The following is a 26,658-nucleotide window of genomic DNA, read 5'->3' on the forward strand; positions in this document are numbered from 1 at the left end:
TAGAATTTTAGTAAAAATTGTATCTTGCGCCTCTTTTTGAGGAATATAAAACATAGAAAATTATATGGGCATAATGGGTTTTTTGCGGGAGCGAATGGGAAAGATTCTCGCAATTGTGATTGGAGTAGCACTTTTAGGCTTTATTGCCGAAGAGGTAGTGCGTTCGGGCAGTTCTTTTTTTAGGGGCGATGCAACCACAGTAGGTGAAGTAAACGGCGAAAAGATCGCTTACACAGATTTTAACACCAAGTTAGAGCAATCTACACAACAGTTTAAACAACAAAGTGGCGGCCAAAGCCTTACACCACAAATTAACAGCTACATACAGGAAACCACCTGGAACCAGTTCTTAACAGAAAAGTTGTTAAATAAAGAAATTACACGTTTAGGCCTTATTGTTGGCAGCGACGAAAGACAAGCTATGATAAGCGGTAACAATCCGGACCCGCAGATACAACGCCAGTTTGTTGACGAAAAAGGCCAGTTTGATAAAAGCAAGCTTAACCAGTTCTTAACTTACCTGCAATCGCCAAAGGCCGAAAAAACACAATTAGACTCCTGGGCAGATTTTATTGTTCAATTGCAGGCTTCGAGGTTACAACAAAAGTATATGGCTTTAGTAACCAATGGCCTTTATGTAAACTCGCTTGACGCACAGGACGATTACCAGGCTAAAAACAAGCTTGCTAACTTTAAGTACACCGTGCTTGATTACGCATCAATACCTGATGCCAACATTAAGTTAACTGATAACGATTACAGCGACTATTACAACGCGCACAAAAGCGAATTTAAAAACGCTGCCGAGTTACGTAATTTTGAATATGTAAGCTTTAACGCATCACCTTCAAAAGACGATAGCGCTGCTGTAAAAACACAGATCGATAAATTACTGCCTGAGTTTAAAACAACCGCTAACGATTCTCTTTTTGTACAGATCAACTCTGAAACAAAAGCACAGCTTGCTTACCAGAAAAAAGGCCAGTTAGAGCCTAAACTGGATTCGGTTATGTTTGCTGCCGAAAAAGGTTTTATATACGGCCCATACCTATCAAACGGCAGCTACAAAATAGCTAAGCTTGTTGATACACGCGTAGGCCCCGATTCTGTAAAAGCAAGAAGCATTATAATTAACCCTGCTGCAGAAGGTGGTGTTGATAAAGCTATAGCGAAAGCAGATTCACTTAAAAAATTAATAGCAGGCGGCAGGCCATTTGCCGAACTTGCTAAAAACTTCTCTGCCGATAAAGCATCGGGCGATAAAGGTGGTGACATGGGCACATTAGGCCGTGGCACGTTACCTGCCGCTTTTGCCGCTTTCGAAGATGCCATATTTAATGGTAAAACCGGGGATGTTAAAATTATAAACGCCCAATTTGGGGTAGCCCTTGTACAAATAGAAGAGCAAAAAGGTTTATCTAAGGTTGTTAAGGTTGCTATGGTTGATAAACCTTTGGCGCCAAGCAGCAAAACACAAAACGCAATTTACAGCAAAGCTCAAACTTTCTTAAGCACATTAACCGGCGATAACTTTGATGCACAGGCTAAAAAAGCAGGCCTTGCCATTAAGAACGCCGAAGATGTTAGCGGTAACGCTGCTACCGTATTAGGTTTAGATAATGCACGCGAGATTGTTAAGTGGGTATTCAAATCAGATAAAGGCACTTTCTCTGACCAGGTATTCGCGGTTGGCGATCAATACGTTGTTGCCCGTGTATCTGCCATTAAACCTGCCGGTATTTTGCCGTTAGATGCTGTTAAAAAACAAATTGAGCCAATGGTTCGCATCGCTGTTAAAGGCAAGCAACTGTCAGATAAATTTAGTGCAGCGCTAAACGGTGCTTCAACAATCGATCAGGTTGCTCAAAAAGCAGGCAGCAAGGTTGTTCCATTACAAAACATTGTATTTGCTAACCCGGTTATCCCGGGTTCGGCAGCAGAGTATAAAGTTGTAGGTACAGTATTTGGCTCGCAGCCAAACAAGGTGTCAAAACCTATCGAAGGCCAGCAAGGTGTTTACGTTATCTCTTTAGATAGCTTTACCAACCCCGCACAGCTTACCAACAACGTTCGCGAGAAAACTCAGTTAGGCCAAACACTTGTACAACGCTCGCAAGGCCAGGTGCTTGATGCGCTGAAAGATAAGGCGAATGTAAAAGATAACAGAGCTAAGTTCTTCTAAGAAAAATTTAAAGTAATTTTGCATCCGGCACCAACGTTATAGTTGCTGCCGGATTTTTTATTTGAAGGCACCATGGAAATACAGGAAAACATCATCAATAAAGTTGCGCAAAGCGGGCTGGTTACATTAGACCCTGCCCAGTTTTACGCCCCGGGCGAGCGTGTGGTTTACGACATTAAGGATAACCTTTTCCATGGCTTGATGTTGCGCGAGAAAGATTTTCGTGAGTTTGTAAAAACGCATGATTGGGCTCAGTACCAGGATAAGAACGTAGCCGTTACCTGCACTGCCGATGCCATTGTACCTGCATGGGCCTACATGTTACTGGCAAACCGGTTGGCACCCTATGCCCGCGCGGTTGTATTTGGCGACGCCGATGTTTTAGAAACCGTATTATTTGTAAAAGAAGTAGCCGCGCTTGATGTGGAGCAATACCGCGACCAGCGTGTGGTGATAAAGGGCTGCGGTGATCTGCCTGTTCCGGTATCGGCTTATGTAGAGCTCACGCAAAGGCTTACCCCGGTTGCAAAAAGCCTGATGTTTGGCGAACCATGCTCTACCGTGCCCATTTATAAACGCAAAGATTAAACCGGCCTCACCCCGCCCGCTCTTAAGCAGAGGGTTCAAAAAAACAACGGCTAAAATATATGAAACCAGAGATTAAACTGTAATATCTTAATTGCGTCTATATCAACCAAATGAAGAAATACTATTTAGTTCTGATACTTGTTACCGCCTTAACCCGCGCTTTTAGCCAGGACGAGGCTACAAAAACCAAAGAGGTTGCATTTAAAGCTGGCGAGCAAATTACCTATAAACTTAAATACGGTTTTTTTAGCGCTGCCGAAGCTGTGATAAAAGTGGAGAACAGTCCGCTGAAGTTTAACGGGCACTCCTCATTACATATTAACGCTGCTGCCCGTACGCTGGGCACATTTAACCTGTTGTTTAAAACCAAAAACGAATACCACTCTTACATCGATCCAATAACCCTGCTGCCGTACTACTATTCGGAGAACAGGCAGGAGTCTAAATACAGGCATACCGATAAGGTAACATTTGACAGGGAAAAGAATGTGATCACTGCAGATAAGGGGCAATTCCCGTTCAAGGGTAATGTGTTCGATTTTTTATCCTGCTACTACTTTGCCCGTAACATCGATGTATCGCACCTTAAAATTGGCGAAAAGCTTGATTTGCGCTATTTTCTGGAAGATGGCATCCACTCGTTAACCATTACTTACCTGGGTAAGGAGCGGGTAAAATGCGGGCTTGGAACGTTTAACTGTTTAAAGTTTAACCCCACAATTATCCCCGGCCGCATCTTCAAAAAAAACAGTATGCTATATTTGTGGATCACTGATGATAAGAACCGCATCCCCGTTAAGGCGCATGTGGAATTGGTGGTTGGCAGTTTAGTGATGGACCTTAGCCAGGCAAGCGGGCTTAAATACCCGTTAAACCCGGTACAAAAATAAAATACAAGATGATTGAAGTAGGAAGCGTGTTGTTGCACGAGGATGTAATTAAAAACAATTTTGTTTGCAATTTAAACAAGTGCAAAGGCGCATGCTGCCTGGAAGGCGACTCCGGCGCGCCACTTAACCATGATGAGCTGGACAAACTGGACGAGATTTATCCGAAGGTAAAACCATACATGACGGCCAAAGGCATCGCCACTATTGAACGCGAAGGCACCTACGTAACCGATTTTGAGGGCGATTATACCACTCCATGTGTAGAGGTTAATAAAGAATGCGCCTACGTGATCTGGGAAAACGGCATCACCAAATGTGCTATCGAAAAGGCATACGAAGAAGGCGCGGTTGACTGGCAAAAACCTATCTCATGCCACCTGTACCCTATCCGCATTACCGCATACCCGGAGTTTGATGTTTTGAATTACGACCGTTGGAGCATTTGTAGCCCCGCCTGTTCTTTTGGCGACGAGCTACAGGTTAAAGTGCACGAATTTTTAAAAGGCCCGCTTATCCGCAAGTATGGCGAGGGCTGGTACCGCGACCTGGAAGATACGGTAGCCGGTATCTAATTAAGAATAATGAATGTTGAATTTTAACAAAGGGTACCTCATTATTCAATGTTGATATTCAGTTTAAAAATTATGTTTTTTTGTTACCACAAAGGGGCCTGCTTGCTCCGTTAGGAGCTGCCGCTTTGTAGAAATATGCTTATACCTCTCTTGCGCCGTAGGTGCAACCCCGATACAAAAAGGGTAACCTCTACGAGGCAAATAAATTAGCATAGTTTTGCTACAAAGCGATAACTCCTAACGTAGCATTTACAACTAACCCTTGATACCTGCCTCATAAAACAACCCTTTCCCGATACAAGCTTTTACGATTAATTTAAATAATATTGCACTTTATAATATTTGTTAATGAAAAAGGCTTTAATAACCGGTATAACAGGGCAGGATGGCGCATATTTAGCTGAATTTTTGCTTAAAAAAGGATACGAGGTACACGGTATAAAACGCAGGTCGTCATCGTTCAATACCGACAGGATAGACCACCTTTACCACGACCCGCACGAAAGTGGCGCCAAACTGATGCTGCACTATGGCGACCTTACCGATGCTATGAACCTTACCAGGCTGATCCAGGAGATCCAACCCGATGAGATTTACAACCTGGGCGCCCAAAGCCACGTTAAGGTAAGTTTCGATTCGCCCGAATATACCGCCAATGCCGATGGCCTGGGCGTACTCCGTATATTGGAAGCAGTACGTTTATTGGGGTTCACCAAAAAAACACGTATTTACCAGGCATCTACATCAGAGCTTTACGGCCTGGTGCAACATGTGCCCCAAAGCGAAACCACGCCTTTTTACCCGCGTTCGCCATATGCAGTAGCCAAACTTTATGGTTATTGGATCATCGTAAACTACCGCGAGGCTTATGGCATGTATGCCTGCAACGGCATCTTATTTAACCACGAGAGCCCCATCCGCGGCGAAACTTTTGTTACCCGTAAAATTACCCGTGCCGTTGCCAAGATAGGCTTAGGCCTGCAGGATTGCCTGTATGTGGGCAATTTAAGCGCCCAGCGCGACTGGGGCCACGCAAAGGACTATATAGTTGCCATGTGGCTAATGTTACAACAGGACAAGCCTGAAGACTATGTAATAGCAACAGGTGTAACCACCACCGTGCGCGAGTTTATTAAAATGGCCTTTAACGAACTGGGCATCGAAATAGAATTTAGCGGCAAGGACGAGAACGAAAAAGGTGTTATCATCGATATTGATCAGCAAAAGATAGAAAGCCTTGGCTTAAACCCCGATGGTTTAAAATTTGGACAAACCATAGTAAAGGTAGACTCTAAATATTTTAGGCCTACCGAGGTCGACCTGTTGATAGGCGACCCGTCTAAAGCCAAAAAACAATTAGGCTGGGAACCGGGTTATGACTTGCAAGCCCTTGTTACCGATATGGTAAACTCAGACCTGCACCTGGCTAAAAAGGATGAGCACATGAAGAAAGGCGGCTTTAAAACACAAAACTATTTTGAATAGCTAAAAGGCAAAATATGAAGAGAATTTTTATCAGCATTACGCTCTTACTGGTTACTGTGGGCATAGCCCGTTCGCAATCAGTTTATCAGCCCTACTCTTACGATTTTTATCAGAAGTTTAATGCTGATGCGTATTCAACCAAAACCCGTTTACATACCAGCATCAAGCCCTTTTTTGTCGACGATTCGCTGTTGATGCACCGTTATGATTCTATTATGAATTATGGCGATAAAGGTTCAACAAATATCTTATACCGCAAGCTTTTTAACGAGCATCTAATTGATATAAAAAGCCAAAACTCCACCTTTTACGCCGATCTGCTTCCCGACTTTAACATCGGGCGCGATTTTTCTTCCAAGCAAAACACCTACCTTAATTCGATTGGGATGCAGTTTGGTGGTACGGTTGGTAAAAAGTTTTATTACAATGTATCCGGCTACTTAAACCGCGCCGAAGTACCGGATTATATTTCTACCTACATCAGGCAGGTTGGTATTGCGCCGGGAATGGCTTACGCGGGAACTTTTAACAATAAACCAAATGCTTACGGTTGGGATTATATTACTGCCGTGGCATCATATACCCCGGTTAAGTATATCAATATTAGCGCCGGGCGCGATAAACCCTTTATTGGCGATGGCTACCGCTCATTATTGTTATCAGATTATGCATCACCATACCCTTTCTTTAAACTAACGGCCAACCTGGGCAATGTTAAGTACATGGCCATGTGGGCTTACTTTAGCGACCCTGCCGGCACCAGCGACATAAATATCGACCGTAATAAATTTGGCATATTCCATTATTTAGACTGGAATGTTAACAACAGGCTGTCGTTTGGCTTTTTTGATTCTGTTATTTGGGCCGGTACCGATGACAAAGGCCACGCGCGCGGATTTGATTTTAGCTATATTAACCCCGTTATATTCTTAAGGCCGATAGAGGCTGCAGGTGGTTCGCCGGATAACGCTTTAATAGGTTTTACAACTAAATATAAGTTAACTGATGGCATAACCGCTTACGGCCAATTTTCGTTAGATGAGTTTACTGCCAGTGAGTTTTTTAATAATACAGGTAGTGCCCGTAATAAATTTGGTTACCAGGTTGGTATTCGTGGCGCCAACTTATTTGGTGTACAAAATCTTAATTATTTGTTAGAGCAAAATACCGTTAGGCCATACACCTATTCTGAAAGGGCCAGTATATTAAACTACTCGGCCAATAGCGAGCCGCTTGCACACCCCTGGGGCGCTAACTTCCGCGAAGTGGTTGCCTTACTAAACTACTCGTATAAACGTTTTGATTTCATGGGCGAAGCTAACTATGGCCGCTATGGGTTAGACTTAAACAATCAAAATTATGGTAAAGATATATTTGAATCTTACCGGGACCCTGTAAATCGTGATGATAATATTATTGGCCAGGGCTTAAAAACCAATATGGTTTACTTACAGGGCAAAATTGGTTATGTGCTAAACCCAAAATACAATTTAAGGCTGGAGCTTGGCGGCATTTACCGCACCGAAAAGAACAGCGACTTTAACGACAAAACCAGTATGATTACCTTTGGCGTGCGCAGTTCGTTCCGCCAGATCTATACTGATCTCGCCAGTTATAAAACGCATTAAGGAAAATTAAAAAGCATCAAGAAGGCCCCGAATTACCGGGGCCTTTTTGGATATTATAATAACTTTTTTGCCTTTAAACCGCTTTCATTTCGCCTTTTATTGCACGCAAAAACTCGTTAGCGTGCTGCGAGCCTATGATGTACACCAACCCATCGCGATCTGTCAAATGGATGGCATCATTACCGGCCGCGTAAAAACGAATGGTGCCTTTTGTATGCAGGTTATAAACCGGGTTGTTAAATAAGTAACGGCTGTAGGTGCCTTTCTCCACTTTTACGATGCTGTTCAGGTCTATTTTAACGCGGCGGGTGCTCCACAGGCCATCAAGCAAAATGCTTTTGTTTACCACATGGGTGCTAAAGTGCAGCAGGAACCCCATGATGATGGAGATGATGATGATCACGAAACCGACAATAGCCAGCAAATCGCCGTTACGTTCGCGTTCGTCGGTAAAAAAGTAAGCGGCAAAGCAAAATAGCGCCAAAACCAGGCGGATGGTAATGGGGATCCACTCCCTTCCCAGGTACTGCTTTTCTACAAATACTGATTTATCGCTCATAATTTAAACAGTTCGAATATAGTAACTTTTTTAGTGTTATCATTTACTTTATACCTTTCGTCGGGCCGGTAACCGCCTATCCAAATGATGTCGCCATTACCATTAACAAGTACGGGTACATCGCCTTTTCTTTTCAGCGGTACTTTCTGATGAATAAAAAAATCGCTCAGCTTTTGCTTCTTTTTCATCCCCAACGGGTAAAATGCATCGCCTTGCTGCCATGCACGAATGGTTAAAGGGTAATCCAATTTATCTGCATCAATAGAAACAGCCAACGGGTTGTTTTTAACGATCAAAGCGCTATCATCATGCAGTAACGTAAGCTCGTACCCGCTATAAACAACATGCGTATCATCTTGGGCGATGTTTACATCTGCATTTCCACCAGTACTCTTAGCGCTAATGATTAGCCTGCCTCTATCAACCACTAATGTAAACCCGGGGCTTTCAAACACCCTGCCCGCATGTTTATCTAAAACGGTTTGCAGATCGTCAACCACGGTTTCAATAAAGCCAAAGCCCTGTAATAATTTATGAAGCAACAGGCGCTGTGGTGAGAGTTCCCTAATTTTATCGATAGCGATATGTACCTCATTCCCGTGTTGTATCAACAGCTCGGTTTTAAGCGCCTCAACTTTATTGTTCAGCAAAATCTCCAGATCCCTAAAGTTGCGCAGGGTGTTCTCAAATGTCGCTTCCAGGTTGGGGTTTAACTGTTTTAGCAATGGGACAACCTGGTGGCGTATTTTGTTACGGGCATATTTTGTAGATGCGTTTGAGGCATCCTCCACATATTTTAAACCTTCGGTAGTGATGATAGTCTGTATTTCGTCGCGGGTGAGGAAGAGTAGCGGGCGCGCCAGTTGGCCATTTTTCGGCAAAATACCATGCAAACCAGCTATACCTGTACCACGTGTAAGGTTTAACAATATTGTTTCGATAGTATCGTTCTGATGGTGTGCAAGGGCTATGGTATCGTAACCATCTGACTGACTGATTTGAGCGAACCAATTGTACCGCAGATCGCGCGCAGCCATCTGGATAGAAATTTTGTTGTTAACGGCGTATTGTTGGGTATCAAAATTGATGGTATGGAAGTTTACGCCAAGTTGCCCGGCAAGCTGGCGGGTAAATTCCTGGTCGGCACCGGCATCGGCACCGCGAAGCATAAAGTTGCAGTGCGCTATACTAAAATTGTACCCGGCGGCTTTTAGCAAATGCGCCATCAGTACCGAATCCATGCCCCCGCTTACCGCTGCCAGTATGTTATTGGCGGGTGCAAACAGGTTGTTTTGTTCAATAAAATCAACAAAGCGTTTAACTGGAAGCATACGTCAAAATTATTAAATTAAAAACCCCAGCAAAAAACTAATTTTGCCATTGTGATAAAATACATTTTCAGTACATTTTTTATACTCCTTACCCTGGCCGTGTCGGCACAGAAAAAATCTGTTGTAAAGCTAATACAATCAAAAAGCAGCCAGATCATACAGCTTAACGGCAAAAATGTGCTTAAGGTTTACCAAGGTGTGTTTCAGCAGGATTATTCGATCATGCGGTCAGACAGCGCGTACTTTTACGTTGCCGATAACGCTTTTGATGCCTTTAACAATGTACACATTACCCAAGGCGATACACTGAATATCTATTCGGACAAGCTAAACTATAACGGCAATACCAAAATTGCTATCTTAACAGATAATGTAAAGTTGATTGACAGAGACGCCACGCTCACCACTAACTATCTTACCTATAACACCGCAACCCGCATAGGCACCTACACCGGCGGCGGCAAACTGGTAAATAAAGACAACACACTTACCAGTAAAAACGGCTATTATTTTGCCTTCTCGCGCGATTCTTATTTCCGTTACAACGTGGTGCTGGTTACGCCGGATGCCTTGATAAAAACAGATACCCTTCGCTACAATACCGGCAGCCGCATTGCCTATTTTTACGGCCCCACTAATATTTACGATACTAAGGACAAAAAAGACACCCTTTATACCGAGAACGGCCTTTACAATACCCAAACCGAGCAAGCCTTTTTCGGCAAGAAAAACCTTTACAAGCAAGGCACCAAAACATTAAAAGGCGACAGCTTATTTTATGACAAGCTGAAAGGCTACGGCCGCGCGGTAAAACGGGTAACATTTCATGACCGCGAGCAGAACATTACCCTAAAGGGCGATCTGGCTACTTATTATAAAGAAGGGGAACGTACCGTTGTAACACAAGACCCATACGTAATTATTGTTACCGAAGAAAAAGATTCGACCCGGACAGATACCGTGCCTGTTGCCAAACCCGGCATAAAGGCAGCTAACCCCATCGCGGTTAAAAACGGGGTGCCTGCCTCCGTTGTAAAAAAGGCTGATGCGTTGGCCGTAAAGCAAGCGCCGCCAAATACCATTCCCATTAAAACCGGCGGCATCCCCATACCGGGGATTATTGATACCCTTACTAAAATTGCCAAAGCTAACCCTGACGCGGTTAAGGCGGCCAATACTATTATTGCCAAAAAAGTGAACGCCCCCGGTGTAAAACCATTTAAGGGCACCACGCCGCTTAAGGGGGCGGGCCTTTCTGCATTCCCGATGGCGCCAAAAGATACGGTTTTGAAGATCGCAGCGCCGGATAAAAAAGTAAAACGCGATTCGATCTATATCTCTGCCGATACGCTGGTAACCCAGATATTGATGTATAAAGATGTGAAGATAATGCAGGAGAAGCAGCGCCTGTCAAGCGTTCGTGATACATCGGCAAAAACAAAAAAAACCACCGTTGAGGGGCAAAAAAAGAACGATAAGTTTTTGACCTTAAACCCGCCACGCTTTAGGCGCGATACCGCTTACCTGCACCGCGACTTTTTTGCTGATTACAAGTTTGCCCCCAGGGATATTGTGCTAACACTACCCGTAAAAGGCAAAGGCAACGCCGTAAAAACTGATGCAGGGTTTAGTACAGCTACCTCAAAAGCGGACAAAGGGGCGTTTGGTACACTTGATGGCGCAAAGGGTGACAAGGGCGCGTTTGGGACATTACCGGCCGGAACCACTGCAAGAACTGCTGACACCACAAATGTGGATAAAGACCCTATATTTTATACCCCGCCAATTACGTTGAGCGATACGGCAAGGGTGCGTATTATTAAGGCATACCATAACGCCAAACTATTTAAATCTGACTTGCAGGCTAAGGCCGATTCGATGTTTTACAGCTATGCCGACTCGACCCTGCGCTGCTACATACAGCCTTTGATATGGACACAGGGCTCGCAATTATCTGCCGATACCATCACCATGCAAATGAAGAACAAAAAGATGGATAACCTGAACATGTACCCGCAATCTTTTATTGTGAACATTGAAAAAGGCGATTCTACTAACTTTAACCAGGTGGCATCTAAACGCATGAAGGGTTTCTTCAAAAATGGCAAACTGGACAGGATGTTTATTGTAGGCAATGCCGAAAGTATCGCTTACAGCCGCGATAGCTCAAAACGTGTGGATGGTATGCAGCGGTCTTTAGCCAGCAAGATGCGCATCTATTTTAAAAATAACAGCGCCAACAATATCTTCTTTATCTCTAAACCAGAACATCGCTACGGCCCATTAGCCAAGTTTAAGGAGGATGAGCTGATCTTGAAGGGCTTTATATGGAAACCAAAGGAACGGCCGGTATCTAAAGAATCTATCATCCCATCATACAACAGGAAGATAGCCAGGGCCAAAGCCGCGGCAAATAAAAAAACCGCAGATGCCGACAAGGGAAAAATGAGCAAACCGGGCGAGAAAGCGGGTAAAGATTCTTTACAAAAAAAATCACCTGTGCCGCCGGGTACAAGGGCTGCCAAGGATAGCACCGGTGTAAAATCGCCGGTTACTAAACCTGCCGGTGGTGCAAAGGCCGATAGCGCGGCAATAAGAACAAAAGGCGTAATTAAAGCGCCGGCAGATAAAGCTAAGCAGGACAAAACCGCTGTTACGCCAATAACTGTTACTAAAGCCGCGGCAGACACGCTGAAGAATAAGCCGGCTGCAACGCTTAAAACCAAAAAAGACTCGACGGCTACTAAGCCTTAGCCTGGTTATTTAAAAAACCGATAAGCAGATCAACCGCGCGGCCACGATGGCTGATGCGGTTTTTTGCGTCCATGCTCATTTCGGCAAAGGTAATGTCATAACCATCCGGCTGAAATATCGGGTCGTAACCAAAGCCTTTTGTCCCACAACGTTCCCGGCGAATGGTGCCATTAACAATGCCATCAAAAAAATGCTCTTCGCCGTTCCACATCAGGGATATCACCGTGCGGAAACGCGCCTTGCGGTTAGTTGTATCCTTCAGGTTAGCAAGCACCTTGTCTATATTGGCTTCATGGTCGCCATGTTTACCTGCATAGCGGGCCGAGTAGATGCCGGGGTCGTTATTCAACGCCTCTATTTCCAGCCCGCTATCGTCCCCAAAACAATTGAGGTTATATTTTTGGTAAATGAATTGGCTTTTAATGGATGCGTTCTCATTAAAGGTTAACCCGGTTTCTTCAATATCATCATGGCAGCCAATATCATCAAGGCTTAATACCTTTATTTGGGTGCCGGCCCTGGCCTGCACCTCCTCCAGCTTATGCGCGTTGTTTGTGGCAAATACTAATTGCTGCATGTTACAGGGTTTTCATTTGTTCCCAAAATAGCTTTTTGTTATCGTTGCTGCTCATCATCTCATCAAAACTAAAGCTGTACAACACATGCGTTTTTTTGCCCTGCAATGGTTGGTTAAGCGGCAGTTTGCCTATCCCTTCAGGCAGTGAGTCGGCACCCATAATTACCAGCCTGGTTGGCGTAAAGTAAGCGGCAAGAGCGGCAAGCTTCACAGGGGCGTATTTGTTTACGTTTAGTATCGCAACATCATCAAGCGCAAGCTCTTTACGTTTCAGTATATTTTCAAGCGCGATAAGATGTGCTGCCGCGATGTGTTCTTCGTTGGCGTAGTTTACCAGCACTACAAAGTTTTTATTGTTTTTACCCAGATAATTAAATTCGTTATCGGGCGTTTGTACAATTGGTTCGGGTGTTTTAGGGGTAGCGGAAACGGGTGTTGGCTGTGCTACAGGTTGTTCTGCAATTACCGGGAAAGCAGGTTGCTCTGTCGCTTTAACGGTAGAGGCCTGCGCAAGGGTTTGTTCATCAACCGCGGTAGCTGTGTACAAGCCTTTGTCCTTATTAAGCAGGTAAACTTCTTCCTGCATAATGTAGGCAAAGGCCTGCGGGTTGTCCACTTTCATATTTAACATAATTTAACCAAAAATACCTATTCCTGTTGATGCATTATCAGCATATTCGCATTACGGCTTAATTATACATTTATTATTAATAAATTTTACCGAAATTCGCATTTTTAACGGATAAACTATCCGTAGCAATTAGTTTAAAAAGTACATGAGAAAAATCGCACTGTCCATTATAACTTCTTTTATATTTCTGTCATTTGCCCAGGCACAGGTACGTACACTTGATAAGATAGCAGCTGTTGTAGGCAGCGGGATCGTTCTACAGTCAGACATTGAGTTGCAATACGCGCAATACCTGGTGAGCGGCCAACAGCCAAATCCAAGTGTAAAATGCTTTATCCTTCAAAATCAGCTTACCCAAAAATTGCTTGCCCAGCAGGCCGTTATTGATAGCGTGCAGGTAAAAGACGAAGAAGTTGATGCCGAAGTTGACCGCCGGATGCGTAGCTTTATACAGCGCGCAGGCAGCCAGGATAAGTTAGAAGGCTTTTTAGGCCGCTCTGTTATCCAGTACAAGGATGAGCTTCGCCCGGATATCAAGGAATCGTTGGTGGCACAGCGCATGCGTTCAAAAATTACCGAAAAGGTGAACACTACTCCACAGGATGTAAAAAAATACTTTGAATCGATGCCTAAAGATAGCTTACCATCTTACAACAAAGAGATAGAGGTAGGCGAGATCGTATTCTCCCCAAAACTGAATAAAGACGAGAAGGAGTTTTATAAACAAAAAGCAGAAGACCTTAGGGCAAGGGTAAAAAAAGGTGAAGACTTTGCTACACTGGCAAGGCTTTACTCGCAAGATCCCGGCTCGGCACCTGATGGTGGCGACCTTGGCTTTTTTGACCGTACCGTAATGGTAAAAGAATTTACCGCAAACGCGTTTAAACTTAAAACCGGCGAGATCTCGAACGTGTTTGAAACCGAAAATGGTTTCCACTTTTTACAGGTTATTGAACGCCGCGGCGAGCAGGTACACGTACGCCACATACTTATTATGCCAACGGTTACCGAGGCAAGTTTAGGCCGCTCTCAAACTACTGCCGATAGCGTTTACAACGTAATGATGAGGGTTAAGAAATTTGACTTTAGCAGCGCGGCAGCCTTTTACTCTGATGATAAAGAAACCAAGTTTAACGGCGGTATGATGCTGAATGCAGATAATGTTCAAACCCGTTCTACTTACATCCCTACAGATAAGCTTGACCCGCAAATAGCGCTTATTACCGACACCATGAAGGTAGGTTCGGTTTCAAAACCTCAATTATTTACAGACCAGCAAACAGGCAAAAAAGCTTATAAGATCTTATACCTAAAATCGGTTACTAATGCGCACAAGGCTAATTTAGAGCAGGATTTTGCCAAACTAAAAGAAGCTGCTACCAACGATAAGCTTAGCCGTACCATTACCCAATGGTTTGATAAACGCCGTAAAGAAACATTCATCAAAATCGACCCTGAGTACCAAAGCTGCCCGCCATTAAAAAGCTGGATAGCTGCCGAAACAACAGCACAAGCCAAAACTGAATAAGTATGCCATACCGCTCAGATGTTGAGGCCGCCGATGCTTTGAAGAACGTTTATCAGCAAATTCGTGCTGAGATCGGTAAAGTGATAGTTGGCCAGGATGAAGTTATTAAGTTTGTACTTATCTCCATCTTCAGCAATGGGCACTGTTTACTTGTGGGTGTACCCGGCCTGGCAAAAACCCTGCTGGTGCAAACCGTGGCACAGGTTTTAGACCTCGACTTTAAGCGCATCCAATTCACCCCAGACCTTATGCCGTCTGACATCATTGGTTCGGAAATTTTGGGTGAGGACAGGAATTTTAAATTTATAAAAGGCCCGGTGTTCTCAAACATCATACTGGCCGATGAGATAAACCGTACACCGCCAAAAACGCAGGCCGCTTTGTTAGAGGCCATGCAGGAAAAATCGGTTACGGCGGCGGGCGTTACCCACACACTTGCCAAGCCATTTTTTGTATTGGCTACACAAAACCCCATTGAACAGGAAGGCACCTACCCCCTACCCGAAGCACAGTTAGACCGCTTTATGTTTAACGTGGCTTTAGATTACCCTACGTTTAAAGAGGAACTACAGGTAGTAAAAAACACCACCAGTGCGGCTAATGTAACCGTTAAGAAACAATTGAATGCCGAGCAGATAATTTACTTCCAGCAATTGGTGCGGAATATCCCGGTAAGCGATAATGTTTTGGAATATGCTGTGAAGCTTGTTAGTAAAACGCGCCCTAACAGCGAATTTGCAGGCCCGCAGGTGAAGCGTTTATTAAACTGGGGCGCAGGCCCGCGCGCATCGCAATTTTTGATCCAGGGGGCTAAATGCCATGCTGTGCTTAACGGAAAGTACTCGCCGGATATTGAGGATGTACAGGCAGTAGCAAAACCTATACTTAGCCACCGCATAGTACGCAGCTACCATGCCGAAGCCGAGGGCCTTACAGCTAATGATATTATTGAGCAGCTTTTTTAGGAAATTCTAAATTCTAACATCTAAATCCTAAAAGGAAAACTCTAATTCTAAAGGACGCAAGATAATTAATCTAAAATCGTAATTCTAAAATCTTAAATACGTTAGTTTTCTACTGTAGAGAAGATCTCCAGCAACACATTCCACCTGTGGTTGGCATCAATTTCCCAGATACGTACGTAGTTGTAATTGTTAACTATGTTGCCTTTTTTAATACGGGCTGTGCCGTAGGTATAAGCCAGATCATTACTGGTAGACCGGCCAACGCTAACCGTTTCTGCAAATATGCTGATGCCTTCGTTATCAATAAATTTCTGGATCTTATCGGTACCTGTCATCGGCTCAAAACCCGGGAAATAGTAACGTGCTTCCGGGCTTAAAAACTCTTTGTAGCCGGCCAGTGAGGATAATTCTAACGAGTGATTAAGGGTCTTATCCGTAGCTACTAAGATGTTTTTACCTGCAAACGGATCTTTACTTGGCGCTTTTTGCTTGGTTAGATCAGGTTCTTTGAAATCAGTTACGGCTTCCTGCTCAGGCTCGGGGTGTTGGATGCCCAGGTTTATAAGCAGTTTAAATTTGTTATCAGAATTATCTAAACGCCATAACGATACGTAATCGCCGTACACTTTATCATCATCGGTTTTGCCATTCTGGTAAACATAAGGGCCGGACGTAAAACCAAGGTCGCCATTAGCAGATAACCGCGCAAATTTTGGCTGTGAGCTAAGTTTACCGGGTAGTTTTTCTATACCGCTGTAAAACTCGGTTATTTTAACCGCATTGGGTTTAAACACAATACCCTCAGCATCGGCTACGGATAAAAAACCGTCTTTAATACCTTTACGTTCAACTATCTTATTAAAATTCTCTTCGGCATTTACAACAGAAATAACTTCAACTTTGGCTTGTGCCATTGCCGAAAGGCTAAAACCTGATAATACAATAGCAGCTAATAATGATCTTCTCATGTGTTTACTTAGTATAATTTGCTTGGGCAATTTAATAATTATTTTAACTGATTAACATAAAGGCTGCCCGGCCCTAATTGTTTTAATAGTAATACTTGTTTTAACGTTTATTAACAGCTCCGCCTTTTATCCTCTCCTTTGCAAAGCGCAGGGAGAGGCTTAAATCCTGATCCAATCGGTAGTGCCCTGTTTGTTATCGTTTAGCTGGAAGCCTATCTCTTTTAAGCCCTCGCGGATCTTGTCAGACGTTGCGTAGTCCTTATTTGTTTTGGCTTCGTTGCGTAACTTGATCACCAGGTGCATCAGGTCGTCGGTATCTGCATTCTCGTTATCGTCCTGCTTTAAACCTAAAACATCATAAAAGAAATCGTTATACGTTTTCTTCATCCGTTCAAAAGTGGCTGCCGCTATCTCCCCCGAGTTACGGGTGGTAGCCGCATACGAGTTAATCCATTTGGATAAGTTGTTTAGAGCATCTAACGTTTTTGGCGAGTTAAAATTGTCGTTCATGCTGTTATAGCAGTCATCGCAAATATCATTTATCGCTTTATAGGTTTCGTCATCAACGGCAGTTAACTCATTCTGCTGCAACGTAACTAACTTTTTGGCGCTCTCTGCCAGCTTCTTGTAAAAGATCTCTGCCGCCTCTATAGCCTCGTTGCTAAAATCGACTGTGCTGCGGTAGCTGGCCTGCAAAAAAAAGAACCTAACCGTCATGGGGCTGTAGCCTTTTTTCAGCAGAGGATGGTCGCCGGCAAACAACTCGTGCGGTAAAAAACTGTTCCCTAACGATTTTGACATTTTTTGCCCGTTCATGGTAAGCATATTGGTATGTAACCAGTACGATGCCGGGTTTTTACCGCAGCAAGCTACGTTCTGCGCAATCTCGTTAGTATGGTGGGTAGGCATCAGATCGATACCACCACCGTGGATATCAAATTGCTGCCCCAAATATTTATTACTCATGGCAGAGCACTCGAGGTGCCAGCCCGGGAAACCCAATCCCCACGGCGACGGCCATTTCATCAAATGCTCGGGCTTAGCTTTTATCCAAAGGGCAAAGTCAAGCTTGCCGTGTTTTTCAGTTTGGCCGCCAAGGTTGCGGGTATTATTCAGCATATCCTCCAGTTTGCGGCCGTTAAGTATGCCGTAATCCTGGCTTTGGTTATATTTTTCTACATCAAAGTAAACCGAGCCATCAACCTCGTAAGCGTAACCTTTTTCAAGGATACCTTTTACCAGTTCTATCTGCTCGATAATATGGCCGGTTGCCGTTGGCTCGATGCTTGGCGGCAGGGCATTAAAAGTTTCCATCACCTTATGAAAATCAACAGTGTATTTCTGTACAATTTCCATTGGCTCCAACTGGGCTATTTTTGCTTTTTTAGATACTTTGTCTTCTCCTTCGTCGCTATCGCCCTCTAAATGGCCGGCATCGGTAATATTACGTACGTAGCGCACTTTATACCCAAGGTGCAGCAGGTACCTGTAAATAAGGTCGAAAGAAATAAAGGTACGACAGTTGCCTATATGCACATCGCTATATACGGTAGGGCCACAAACATACATGCCAACATGGCCTTCGTTAAGTGGCTTAAACTCTTCTTTTTTACGTGTTAAAGTATTGTAAACAAATAGTTTTTGTTCCATAAGCGCAAACTTACAATTTTAGGCGTGGAGTTTATTTTTGAAGATGTTATTTTAATACCAGTAAGGTGCTTAAAGGATAATGGTCTGACAATTTTTTTTCGATGATCTTGTACTCCGTTACATCAAACTGCGGGCTGGCCATTATATAATCTATCTGGTAATTGGGGAAATCTCCGTTATACGTACGGCCCAAACCAGCACCCTTTTCACGAAACGCGTTTTTTAAACCTTTTGCCATTTGGTTAACCGCGAAGGATGAAGGGGTATCGTTAAAATCTCCGGAGATAACATACGGGTATGGGCACTTTTTGGCATGTTCTTTAATGACGAACACCTGCTCGGCACGTTTTGCGAAAGCGGTTTTCAATTTCCAGCCAACGCGTTTTGTGGCCCCTATATCTGTTTTCCCTTTTGATGAGAGGTTACCCAGGTATTTATAGTCTTGCGGTTCAAACGCTATGGACTGTAAATGAACGCTGTAGATCCTCACCATCGCGCTATCCTTCTGCACATCAACATACACACACTGGTTTCCGCTGCCCTTTACTGACAGTTGTATCAACCCGTAAGCTTTTATTGGATACTTAGAAAAAATAGCCAGGCCTATGGCCTCGCTGGCGCTGGTCATGGTAGCCTCAAAATAATAATGTTCGGCACGCATTACTTTTTTGATAGAATCTATCATAGCGTATTGCCCCTTTTTTCGCGTAAAAAACTCCTGCATGCCTAAAATATCCGGTTGCTCCTGCCCAATCAGGTCCAATATTTCGTGTTTGGTAGAAATATCATTTTTCTCGCCGTATCGCTTAAAATCGTGCACGTTGTAGGTCATTACCCGTAATTGTTTTTTGGGAGCCGACTGGCTTGCCCCTTCCGGCAGGCGGATGCCGATATTATTGTTCAGCACGTTCCAGCCCATTAAAATGGTTATAAACGACAGGCCGATGAACCAACTCCTGCGGATGAGCCAGTAAACCATTATAATAACATTTGCCAAAAGTAAAGGCGGGTAACCAAGGCCAAAAAAAGCGATGGGCCAAAAGCTGCGGGGGTCTATATATGGCGCCAGGTAACCCAGCAACAGGGCGGCGCACAATGCATAATTTATCCAAAGGAAAACGCGATCAATAAAATTTAGCCCCTTCTGTTTAGCCATCATTATTGTTGCTTGCCCTAAATAAGATTTCTTTTTCTTGTTTGTTCAGGCTATCGTAACCACTGCCCGAGATTTTATCGAGGATGCGGTCAACATCTTCTTGCCTTGGCTTACCGGAAGCCTTACGCTGTGTGCCGCTACCACTGCTAACTACCGTCATTTTTGGTTTAGGCTCAAATAATCTATTGATCCAGCCTATCAAATCGCGCCCCTTTTGGACTTGTTTGATATAAATGAAACCAAACAATGCACCACCAAGGTGAGCAATTTCGCCACCTGCATTACCGCCCGCTATTCCTAAAAAGTCTATCACAACATAAAACAACACCAGCCATTTTAATTTAACGGGGCCAATAAGTATCAGCGATACGGTATAATTGGGCAATAGGGTAGCAGTAGCAACAACAATAGCCATTACGCTTGCAGATGCCCCAACTACAACGCCATTAGCAGCAGCATTTATATTTGTAAAAGCGGGGATAAGATTATAACACGCAACAAATAGCAACCCGCCCGAAAGCCCGCCGAGGATATATAAACCTATTGTGCGTTTATTACCAAGGTACTCTTCAAATATTTGACCCATCCAATACAACCAAAGCATATTAAACAGAATATGGAACACCCCTGCATGCATGAACATATAGGTAAATGGCGTCCAAAAACGGTAGGCTAACTTTGGCAAATAGGCCGGCAACAACAGAAATTCATTTGTATAACTTAATATGATGCTGTTGCCAAACCCTCTAAACAACTGCTCTATAACAGCAAATATATTTATAGCCAGATAAACAATTACGTTTATGCCAATAAGCAGGCTAAGTTTATTGCCCGATTTTAATAGCTTGTATTGGATATCTTTCCAAAGAGTCATAACCCGTATTTATATTGTTTAAACAGCTATTAATAAAAATTGTTAGGCCGTTTTATTCCCCAAAGTTTTATTAAAAGAAACCCAAATAGCGCACCACCAAGGTGGGCAAAGTGAGCAACCGAATCGCCGGAAAATTTCGCGACCCCTAAAAATAATTCCAGTACGATATAAACCGGTATAATATATTTTGCTTTGATAGGCACAGGGATAAACATGATCATCATTTCCAGGTTTGGGAATAGCATTCCAAATCCTACAAGTACGCCAAATATGGCACCTGATGCCCCCAAAATTGGCGAGTTGATAATGTTTATAACGCGCTGCGGATCAATGTTTCTCAAAACCTCCGGGTCTGCACCAGCAATCGTAAATGAGCCAATTAAATTATACAATTCCACCCCTTGAACTAACTGGTGTAACACCAATGCACCTATCCCGGTTATAAAATAAAAATTAAAGAATTTTCTTGACCCCAAGGCATATTCCAGCATCGGCCCAAAAGAGAACAAAGCAAACATGTTGAAGAAAATGTGGCCAAAATTGCCCGGATCATGCAAAAACATATAAGTAACAACCTGCCACGGATGAAAAAATGGCGAGTTGAAATAATAGGCGGACATATATCTCGCCATGTCGAACACCGAGCCAAGTGCAAACATGGCTACGTAGCATATTATATTAATGATAAGCAGGTTTTTTACAACCGGCGGCATATTGGCAAATGGTGATTGCATTTTGTGTACGTGTAAATATGGTTTAAGCTTTTAAGCTATTTTTCAAATCGTTCTGCTAATTCGTTAAGTGTAAAGGTACTAATTACAGGCTTGCCATTTAGTGCCAGGTTTGGCATTTGGCAGGCAAAAAGCTGATCAACCAGTTGGTTCATTTCTTCCATGCTTAGCTTTACACCCGCTTTTAACGCCGCATTGCGTGCCAGCGAGCGGGCAAGGTTATCGCGTTTATCTAACTTTAATATTGCCAGGTTGTTTTTAAAGCCTTCCAGTAATTGTTCCAGTAATTCGTTCTCGCTGGCGTTGGTAATATCTGCCGGGATGCCCTCTACCACAACGGTGTTACGGCCAAACTCGCGGATATCAAAACCAAGCGCGCGGATATCAGGTAACAGTTCTCTCAATAACTCAAAATCGGCGCTGTTTAGTGTAACCGATTGCGGAAATAAACTCTGCTGACTAACCCCGCTATGATTTTGCAATTGCTGCAAAAAACGCTCGTACAAGATGCGCTCGTGAGCGGCCTGCTGGTTTATCAGCATAAAGCCCGATTTTATCTGCGACAGTATAAACCTGTTATGCACCTGGAAGAACTGTTTCTCGCTGCTTTTGCTTATCTCCTGCTCGTTTATGGCAACGCTGGTTCCCCCGTGCATTTCGTGCTGCAGGGTTTCTTCCTTTTTGCTTATCTCGTACAAGGTATCCCAGTTGCGCGGAATGGCAGCTTGGTGAGTGTTACTATCGCGCAAAAAAGGGATCTCCTGCTCGCTAGTCCTTTTTTCGGATGCGAAGGGGTTAAAGTCCGGATTAAAGGCTATGGTTGGCTGTTTAATTTCATCAAAAGGCTTTTGGGTGATGAGGTGGCCTATGCTATTCTCCTGGTCAAAATCTAAAGTCGGAGTAATGTTATATTTACCCAGCGAGCGTTTCACCGCCGAGCGGATAATTGCGTAGATAGATTTCTCGTCCTGGTATTTTATCTCGGTTTTTGTGGGATGTACGTTGATATCTATCTTGGCCGGGTCTATATCTATAAAAAGCACATAAAGCGGGAATGTCTCGTCGGGCAGTAACTCCTGGAAAGCCGTTAGCACCGCGTGGTTCAGGTAGGCATCTTTTATAAAACGGTTATTCACAAAAAAGAACTGCTCGCCGCGGGTTTTACGCGCAAACTCGGGCTTGCCCACAAAACCGCGCAGGTTAATAATAGTGGTCTCTTCCTCAACAGGCACCAGGCGCTGGTTGTAATTATTACCAAACAGGTGCACAATACGTTGTTTCATGGCTGATGCCGGCAGGTGATAAACTTCCTGCCCATCGTGGTGCATGGTTAAAAACACTTGCGGGTTGGCTAATGCTATGCGCTGAAATTCATCAATAATGTGGCGCATCTCTACCGGGTTACTTTTTAAAAAGTTACGCCGGGCGGGCGTGTTATAAAAAAGGTTTTTAATACAAATCGAAGTACCAAAGTTTGCAGAACACGCTTCCTGGCTTATCACTTCCGATCCTTCTATCTGGATGCAGGTACCTAATTCATCTTCGTGGCGGCGGGTTTTTAGTTCTACCTGAGCAATTGCAGCAATGGAAGCCATAGCTTCGCCCCTAAAACCCATGGTGCGGATGGCAAACAGGTCTTCGGCCTTGCGGATCTTTGAGGTGGCGTGGCGTTCAAAACACATGCGCGCATCGGTAAGGCTCATACCGCAGCCGTTATCAATAACCTGTATCAATGATTTCCCGGCGTCCCTTAATATCAGTTGAATTTTATCGGCACCGGCATCTATCGCGTTCTCTATCAATTCTTTTACTGCGGATGCAGGGCGTTGTACTACTTCGCCAGCGGCTATCTGGTTGGCAACGGCATCCGGTAAAAGCTGTATTATATCTGGCATTAAAAATATTTCCCTTCCGGCACCCAAAACAGGTGCATCAATTAAGACGCTAAATTAATTATTTGATTGCATAACTTTACCCTTACATACTTGTATATAATATTTACATTAATTTATTTACATCTACCTGTCTATTAATATGAAGAAACTCTGGCCATTGCTGTTTTTATTGGTTACAGCATGTAAACAAAAAGAATACAACGCCGACCTGATCGTAAAAAACGCCCTCGTATATACTGTTGACAGCACTTTTTCTACCGCGAACGCATTTGTAGTAAGCAGCGGCAAGATAGTCGCCGTTGGTAATATCGATACCCTCGAGAAAAAGTACCTGGCCCACGAAGTGATTGATGCCGGAGGCAAAGCCGTTTATCCCGGCTTTATTGATGCACATGCGCATTTCATGGAATACGGCATGGGTTTGCAAAATGCCAATTTGGTGGGCCTAAAAAGCTGGGAGGCTACTTTAGATACCGTAAAAAGCTACGCCGCTCATAAAACCGAAGGCTGGATTGTTGGTGCCGGATGGGACCAAAATACATGGACTAACAAATCATTCCCTAATAAAGCCAAACTGGATTCCTTGTTCCCGGTTCGCCCTGTAATTTTGAGCCGGATAGACGGGCACGCGGCTATTGTTAACCAGGCAGCCCTGAATATCGCGGGTGTAAAGCCCGGCCAAAAGATAATTGGCGGTGAGGTAGAGACCGTTAACGGTAAGCTTACCGGCATCCTGGTAGATAATGCTGTCGGCATTGTAACCCGCAAAATCCCGGAACCTACCGAGCAAATGGTGCAAAGCGGATTGTTAGCCGCGCAAAAAAATTGTTTTGAAGTTGGCCTAACCACGGTTGATGATTGTGGTGTGCCGTATCAACTGGTAAACGTTATTGCCTCCTTACAACACAAAGGTGACCTTAAAATGCGCCTTTACCTGATGCTTGCCGACCAGCAGGAGAACTACGAATACCTTTTTAAACGCGGAGCTTACAAAACACCGGGCCTTAACGTACGCTCATTTAAAGTTTATGCAGATGGCGCTTTGGGATCGCGCGGGGCGTGTTTGCTTCATCCCTACAGCGATCAAAAAAACTGGAGCGGGTTTTTACTAAGTTCTAAAGCACATTTTGAAGAGGTTGCTAAAATGATTGCCGCAAAAGGTTTTCAAATGTGTACGCATGCCATCGGCGACAGCGCCAACCGCGTGATGCTTAAAATTTACGCCGAAAACCTGAAGGGCAAAAATGACAAGCGCTGGAGAATAGAACACGCGCAAATTATAGCGCCCGAAGATGTAAAGATGTTTGGCGATAATAACATTATTCCATCGGTACAACCAACGCATGCTACATCTGATATGACCTGGGCGGTTAAACGACTTGGTGCCGAAAGGTTGAAAAGCGGCTATGCCTACAAAAACCTGATGAAACAAAACGGGTGGATCCCGCTGGGGACTGACTTCCCGGTAGAAAATATAAACCCGATGTACACGTTTTATGCTGCTACCGAGCGTAAAAATTTACAAGGCCAGCCCGAAGGCGGTTTCCAGATGAACAACGCGCTTAGCCGTACAGAAGCCCTGCGCGGCATGACCATCTGGGCGGCAAAAGCCAACTTCGAGGAAAAAGAAAAAGGCAGTATAGAGGTTGGCAAATATGCCGACTTTGTGATACTGGATAATGATATTATGAAAGCCAAAGGCAGCGAATTGCCAAATGTTAAAGTTTTAAAAACGTATATAAATGGTGTTAAGGTTTATGAGAAAAAATAAGCAGCGTATCTACTTCCTGCTGCTATCCGGGTTTGCATTTTTTAATTCCGCATGCGCGCAAAACCCACCGTTAACGGGTAAAGCTTATGTGAAAGAACAGCTATTGGTTGAGCAAGCTACTGTTTTGCTGAACAACGAGAAGCAACTGATACCCCTGCAAAACCTGGAGGTGAAGAAGATTGCCAGCATCCACTTTTCATCAGCGAACAGCATTGGTTTTGATAGCCTGCTTAACAAATACGCCAAAGTTGATGCCTTTAACGGCAACGATTACCTCAGCACCAAATCATTAGAAATGCTGGCCCAGGACACCAAGTTTTACAATACCCTCATCATCCAGCTAACGGATAACGAGGCCAACAACCCGCGCATCATCAGCTTTATTACCGATAACCAAAAGATGAAAAATGTGGTGGTTTCTTTATTGGGAACAGGGCCCGCACTGGCTAAGCTGAATGACGTTTCGGCGCCGGTTATCTGGTCGGGCAAGGTATCGCAGGTAGCAGCTTTCTACAGTGCTCAGGCGATTTTTGGCGGGGTAGCTATCACACAAAAACTCACTAAAACATACTCGCCAAAGTATACTACAAATACGGGGTACCTTACTTCTAAAACCCGTTTGCAATACACTGTGCCCGAGGATGCCGGTATTAATGCTGATAACATGAAAGCCATTGATGCCATAGCACAAGAGGCCATTAGCAGTAGGGCCACTCCCGGTTGCGTGGTGTTGGTTGCTAAAGATGGCAAGGTGATCTTCAACAAAGCCTATGGGTCGCACACTTATGACAACAGCATCCCCGACAGGATAACCGACATTTTCGATATAGCTTCCATGACCAAGATCTCGGCTACTACCATGGAAGCCATGCAACTTTATGACCAGGGCAAGCTAAACCTTGATTCGACATTAGGCACCTACATGCCTATCACGCGAAACACCAACAAAAAGACGCTGACCGTTCGCGAATTGCTGGAGCACCAGGCAGGTTTGATCCCGGATATTTCTACTTTCGAGGTGATAAAATCAGCTGACCACAGTACCGATTCATCAGCGGCATTCCCGGTTAAAGTAAATGACAACTACTACGTGCGTAAAGGTTACTTCAACGAGGTGATGCTGCCGGCTGCCTTGCGTTCGCTGGTTAAAACCCGCGGGCAATATGTGTACAGCGATGTGGGTATGATATTTTTGCAGCAGATAGCCGAAGCCATAACCGCTACACCGCTGAACAGATATGTACAGGATAAATTCTACACCCCGCTGGGGATGCAAACCGCGGGCTTTTTACCGCTGTACCGTTTCCCGGCAAACCGCATCCCGCCAACAGAGGATGATAAAAAAGACCGTAAAACTTTAATAGACGGCTACGTGCACGACCCAACCGCAGCCCTTATGGGTGGCGTTGCCGGCCACGCAGGTGTGTTTGCAAGCGCGAATGACATTGCTATACTGTACCAGATGATGCTTAACCGCGGCACCTACGGTGGCGTACAATATGTTAAACCCACAACGGTAGATCTTTGGACATCCAAACAATCGCCGGTTAGTCGCCGTGGCCTTGGTTTTGACCGCTGGGACCCAATCGCCGACAGGCATTACCCATCCAAATTAGCATCAGACCAGTCATTCGGCCATACGGGCTTTACCGGCACCTGTGTATGGGTAGATCCTAAATATGGATTGGTTTACGTGTTCCTGTCCAATAGGGTACACCCCAACGTTGGCAGCAAACTGGGTAGCCTAAACATCCGCCCACGCATCCAGGATGCGGTTTATGAAGCGATACAGAAAGGAATGTAAAGCGCTTTTCACTCTTGAAGACAACGCTGTATTGCCCGCAAATTAAAGCATAAAGTATTGATTATAAGACACGTACTGAGTATAAAAAATAGAAATCGCTGATTATAAGGCAAATACAA

General features: G+C 44.2%; 21 protein-coding genes. 11 read left to right on the forward strand and 10 right to left on the reverse strand.

The annotated features are described in order from the left end of the window. Positions 1 to 73 precede the first annotated feature (73 nt). The 6 genes from ACVW0P_RS01825 to ACVW0P_RS01850 all read left to right on the forward strand — a co-directional run bounded on the left by ACVW0P_RS01825 (position 74) and on the right by ACVW0P_RS01850 (position 7,345). Complete coding sequence (locus ACVW0P_RS01825) at positions 74 to 2,182, forward strand: SurA N-terminal domain-containing protein (protein ID WP_457130567.1); 2,109 nt, start codon at positions 74 to 76, stop codon at positions 2,180 to 2,182. A 72-nt stretch (positions 2,183 to 2,254) separates the two neighbouring features. After that, positions 2,255 to 2,770: a DUF2480 family protein gene (locus ACVW0P_RS01830; protein ID WP_322229078.1), complete on the forward strand. Its 516-nt coding sequence runs from the start codon at positions 2,255 to 2,257 to the stop codon at positions 2,768 to 2,770. A 110-nt stretch (positions 2,771 to 2,880) separates the two neighbouring features. Continuing rightward, positions 2,881 to 3,660, forward strand: a complete 780-nt coding sequence (locus ACVW0P_RS01835; RefSeq protein WP_354427849.1) for a DUF3108 domain-containing protein — start codon at positions 2,881 to 2,883, stop codon at positions 3,658 to 3,660. Positions 3,661 to 3,668: 8 nt separating this feature from the next. Further along, positions 3,669 to 4,232, forward strand: a complete 564-nt coding sequence (locus ACVW0P_RS01840) for a DUF3109 family protein (RefSeq protein ID WP_354427847.1) — start codon at positions 3,669 to 3,671, stop codon at positions 4,230 to 4,232. 348 nt (positions 4,233 to 4,580) lie between these two features. Continuing rightward, entirely contained in the window at positions 4,581 to 5,717 is a 1,137-nt protein-coding gene (gmd, locus tag ACVW0P_RS01845) for a GDP-mannose 4,6-dehydratase (protein WP_457130568.1), read from the forward strand. A gap of 14 nt (positions 5,718 to 5,731) precedes the next feature. Then, on the forward strand, positions 5,732 to 7,345 hold the full coding sequence (locus ACVW0P_RS01850) for a gliding motility protein RemB (RefSeq protein ID WP_457130569.1): 1,614 nt from the start codon (positions 5,732 to 5,734) through the stop codon (positions 7,343 to 7,345). Between the two features lie 73 nt (positions 7,346 to 7,418). Here the strand turns inward: ACVW0P_RS01850 and ACVW0P_RS01855 are convergent, their stop codons facing one another. Both ACVW0P_RS01855 and tilS read right to left on the reverse strand, forming a co-directional pair. Continuing rightward, on the reverse strand, positions 7,419 to 7,904 hold the full coding sequence (locus ACVW0P_RS01855; RefSeq protein WP_354427841.1) for a hypothetical protein: 486 nt from the start codon (positions 7,902 to 7,904) through the stop codon (positions 7,419 to 7,421). Next, positions 7,901 to 9,235, reverse strand: coding sequence for a tRNA lysidine(34) synthetase TilS (gene tilS / locus ACVW0P_RS01860; RefSeq protein ID WP_457130570.1), 1,335 nt, complete (start codon positions 9,233 to 9,235; stop codon positions 7,901 to 7,903). The genes ACVW0P_RS01855 and tilS overlap by 4 nt, the downstream gene beginning before the upstream one ends. A 51-nt stretch (positions 9,236 to 9,286) precedes the next feature. On the opposite strand from tilS, the gene ACVW0P_RS01865 reads away from it, so the two are divergent. Continuing rightward, positions 9,287 to 11,989 (forward strand): OstA-like protein, encoded by a 2,703-nt coding sequence (locus ACVW0P_RS01865; protein ID WP_457130571.1) that lies wholly within the window; start codon positions 9,287 to 9,289, stop codon positions 11,987 to 11,989. Here ACVW0P_RS01865 and ACVW0P_RS01870 read toward each other — a convergent pair. Together ACVW0P_RS01870 and ACVW0P_RS01875 are read right to left on the reverse strand one after the other, a co-directional pair. After that, positions 11,979 to 12,566 carry a non-canonical purine NTP diphosphatase gene (locus ACVW0P_RS01870; protein ID WP_457130572.1) on the reverse strand — a complete coding sequence of 196 codons (588 nt, stop codon included), beginning with the start codon at positions 12,564 to 12,566 and terminating at the stop codon, positions 11,979 to 11,981. The two genes, ACVW0P_RS01865 and ACVW0P_RS01870, sit on opposite strands and share 11 nt — an antisense overlap. A 1-nt stretch (position 12,567) precedes the next feature. Then, the gene (locus ACVW0P_RS01875; protein ID WP_457130573.1) at positions 12,568 to 13,188 is read right to left on the reverse strand and encodes a hypothetical protein; all 621 of its coding nucleotides are present in this window, start codon (positions 13,186 to 13,188) and stop codon (positions 12,568 to 12,570) included. Positions 13,189 to 13,342: 154 nt separating this feature from the next. On the opposite strand from ACVW0P_RS01875, the gene ACVW0P_RS01880 reads away from it, so the two are divergent. Then, the gene (locus ACVW0P_RS01880) at positions 13,343 to 14,725 is read left to right on the forward strand and encodes a foldase protein PrsA (protein ID WP_457130574.1); all 1,383 of its coding nucleotides are present in this window, start codon (positions 13,343 to 13,345) and stop codon (positions 14,723 to 14,725) included. Between the two features lie 2 nt (positions 14,726 to 14,727). Further along, a complete protein-coding gene (locus ACVW0P_RS01885) occupies positions 14,728 to 15,690 on the forward strand; it encodes an AAA family ATPase (protein WP_457130575.1) in 963 nt (320 codons plus the stop codon). A gap of 101 nt (positions 15,691 to 15,791) precedes the next feature. Here ACVW0P_RS01885 and ACVW0P_RS01890 read toward each other — a convergent pair whose 3' ends face one another. The 6 genes from ACVW0P_RS01890 to mutL form a co-directional block, all read right to left on the reverse strand. Then, the gene (locus tag ACVW0P_RS01890) at positions 15,792 to 16,658 is read right to left on the reverse strand and encodes a DUF4440 domain-containing protein (RefSeq protein WP_457130576.1); all 867 of its coding nucleotides are present in this window, start codon (positions 16,656 to 16,658) and stop codon (positions 15,792 to 15,794) included. 159 nt (positions 16,659 to 16,817) lie between these two features. Next, on the reverse strand, positions 16,818 to 18,308 hold the full coding sequence (gene cysS / locus ACVW0P_RS01895; protein ID WP_457130577.1) for a cysteine--tRNA ligase: 1,491 nt from the start codon (positions 18,306 to 18,308) through the stop codon (positions 16,818 to 16,820). A gap of 46 nt (positions 18,309 to 18,354) precedes the next feature. Further along, on the reverse strand, positions 18,355 to 19,467 hold the full coding sequence (locus ACVW0P_RS01900; RefSeq protein WP_457130578.1) for an endonuclease/exonuclease/phosphatase family protein: 1,113 nt from the start codon (positions 19,465 to 19,467) through the stop codon (positions 18,355 to 18,357). Further along, on the reverse strand, positions 19,457 to 20,338 hold the full coding sequence (locus tag ACVW0P_RS01905; RefSeq protein WP_457130579.1) for a rhomboid family intramembrane serine protease: 882 nt from the start codon (positions 20,336 to 20,338) through the stop codon (positions 19,457 to 19,459). Before ACVW0P_RS01905 ends, ACVW0P_RS01900 begins: the two co-directional genes overlap by 11 nt. 29 nt (positions 20,339 to 20,367) lie before the next feature. Next, positions 20,368 to 21,072 carry a rhomboid family intramembrane serine protease gene (locus ACVW0P_RS01910; protein WP_457130580.1) on the reverse strand — a complete coding sequence of 235 codons (705 nt, stop codon included), beginning with the start codon at positions 21,070 to 21,072 and terminating at the stop codon, positions 20,368 to 20,370. A gap of 35 nt (positions 21,073 to 21,107) precedes the next feature. Further along, on the reverse strand, positions 21,108 to 22,964 hold the full coding sequence (gene mutL, locus ACVW0P_RS01915) for a DNA mismatch repair endonuclease MutL (protein WP_457130581.1): 1,857 nt from the start codon (positions 22,962 to 22,964) through the stop codon (positions 21,108 to 21,110). A 139-nt stretch (positions 22,965 to 23,103) separates the two neighbouring features. On the opposite strand from mutL, the gene ACVW0P_RS01920 reads away from it, so the two are divergent. Both ACVW0P_RS01920 and ACVW0P_RS01925 read left to right on the forward strand, forming a co-directional pair. After that, positions 23,104 to 24,735, forward strand: a complete 1,632-nt coding sequence (locus ACVW0P_RS01920; RefSeq protein WP_457130582.1) for an amidohydrolase — start codon at positions 23,104 to 23,106, stop codon at positions 24,733 to 24,735. Then, positions 24,722 to 26,539 carry a serine hydrolase domain-containing protein gene (locus ACVW0P_RS01925; RefSeq protein ID WP_457130583.1) on the forward strand — a complete coding sequence of 606 codons (1,818 nt, stop codon included), beginning with the start codon at positions 24,722 to 24,724 and terminating at the stop codon, positions 26,537 to 26,539. The genes ACVW0P_RS01920 and ACVW0P_RS01925 overlap by 14 nt, the downstream gene beginning before the upstream one ends. The last annotated feature ends 119 nt before the right edge of the window (positions 26,540 to 26,658 follow it).

Source organism: Mucilaginibacter sp. UYNi724, assembly GCF_054057495.1.

What these genes read in the sequence shown, in the direction of transcription:
- ACVW0P_RS01825 (WP_457130567.1), top strand. Translation starts at nt 74, where the DNA reads ATGGGTTTTTTGCGGGAGCGAATGGGAAAGATTCTCGCAATTGTGATT.
- ACVW0P_RS01830 (WP_322229078.1), top strand. Translation starts at nt 2,255, where the DNA reads ATGGAAATACAGGAAAACATCATCAATAAAGTTGCGCAAAGCGGGCTG.
- ACVW0P_RS01835 (WP_354427849.1), top strand. Translation starts at nt 2,881, where the DNA reads ATGAAGAAATACTATTTAGTTCTGATACTTGTTACCGCCTTAACCCGC.
- ACVW0P_RS01840 (WP_354427847.1), top strand. Translation starts at nt 3,669, where the DNA reads ATGATTGAAGTAGGAAGCGTGTTGTTGCACGAGGATGTAATTAAAAAC.
- gmd (WP_457130568.1), top strand. Translation starts at nt 4,581, where the DNA reads ATGAAAAAGGCTTTAATAACCGGTATAACAGGGCAGGATGGCGCATAT.
- ACVW0P_RS01850 (WP_457130569.1), top strand. Translation starts at nt 5,732, where the DNA reads ATGAAGAGAATTTTTATCAGCATTACGCTCTTACTGGTTACTGTGGGC.
- ACVW0P_RS01855 (WP_354427841.1), bottom strand. Translation starts at nt 7,904, where the DNA reads ATGAGCGATAAATCAGTATTTGTAGAAAAGCAGTACCTGGGAAGGGAG.
- tilS (WP_457130570.1), bottom strand. Translation starts at nt 9,235, where the DNA reads ATGCTTCCAGTTAAACGCTTTGTTGATTTTATTGAACAAAACAACCTG.
- ACVW0P_RS01870 (WP_457130572.1), bottom strand. Translation starts at nt 12,566, where the DNA reads ATGCAGCAATTAGTATTTGCCACAAACAACGCGCATAAGCTGGAGGAG.
- ACVW0P_RS01875 (WP_457130573.1), bottom strand. Translation starts at nt 13,188, where the DNA reads ATGAAAGTGGACAACCCGCAGGCCTTTGCCTACATTATGCAGGAAGAA.
- ACVW0P_RS01880 (WP_457130574.1), top strand. Translation starts at nt 13,343, where the DNA reads ATGAGAAAAATCGCACTGTCCATTATAACTTCTTTTATATTTCTGTCA.
- ACVW0P_RS01885 (WP_457130575.1), top strand. Translation starts at nt 14,728, where the DNA reads ATGCCATACCGCTCAGATGTTGAGGCCGCCGATGCTTTGAAGAACGTT.
- ACVW0P_RS01890 (WP_457130576.1), bottom strand. Translation starts at nt 16,658, where the DNA reads ATGAGAAGATCATTATTAGCTGCTATTGTATTATCAGGTTTTAGCCTT.
- cysS (WP_457130577.1), bottom strand. Translation starts at nt 18,308, where the DNA reads ATGGAACAAAAACTATTTGTTTACAATACTTTAACACGTAAAAAAGAA.
- ACVW0P_RS01900 (WP_457130578.1), bottom strand. Translation starts at nt 19,467, where the DNA reads ATGATGGCTAAACAGAAGGGGCTAAATTTTATTGATCGCGTTTTCCTT.
- ACVW0P_RS01905 (WP_457130579.1), bottom strand. Translation starts at nt 20,338, where the DNA reads ATGACTCTTTGGAAAGATATCCAATACAAGCTATTAAAATCGGGCAAT.
- ACVW0P_RS01910 (WP_457130580.1), bottom strand. Translation starts at nt 21,072, where the DNA reads ATGCAATCACCATTTGCCAATATGCCGCCGGTTGTAAAAAACCTGCTT.
- mutL (WP_457130581.1), bottom strand. Translation starts at nt 22,964, where the DNA reads ATGCCAGATATAATACAGCTTTTACCGGATGCCGTTGCCAACCAGATA.
- ACVW0P_RS01920 (WP_457130582.1), top strand. Translation starts at nt 23,104, where the DNA reads ATGAAGAAACTCTGGCCATTGCTGTTTTTATTGGTTACAGCATGTAAA.
- ACVW0P_RS01925 (WP_457130583.1), top strand. Translation starts at nt 24,722, where the DNA reads ATGAGAAAAAATAAGCAGCGTATCTACTTCCTGCTGCTATCCGGGTTT.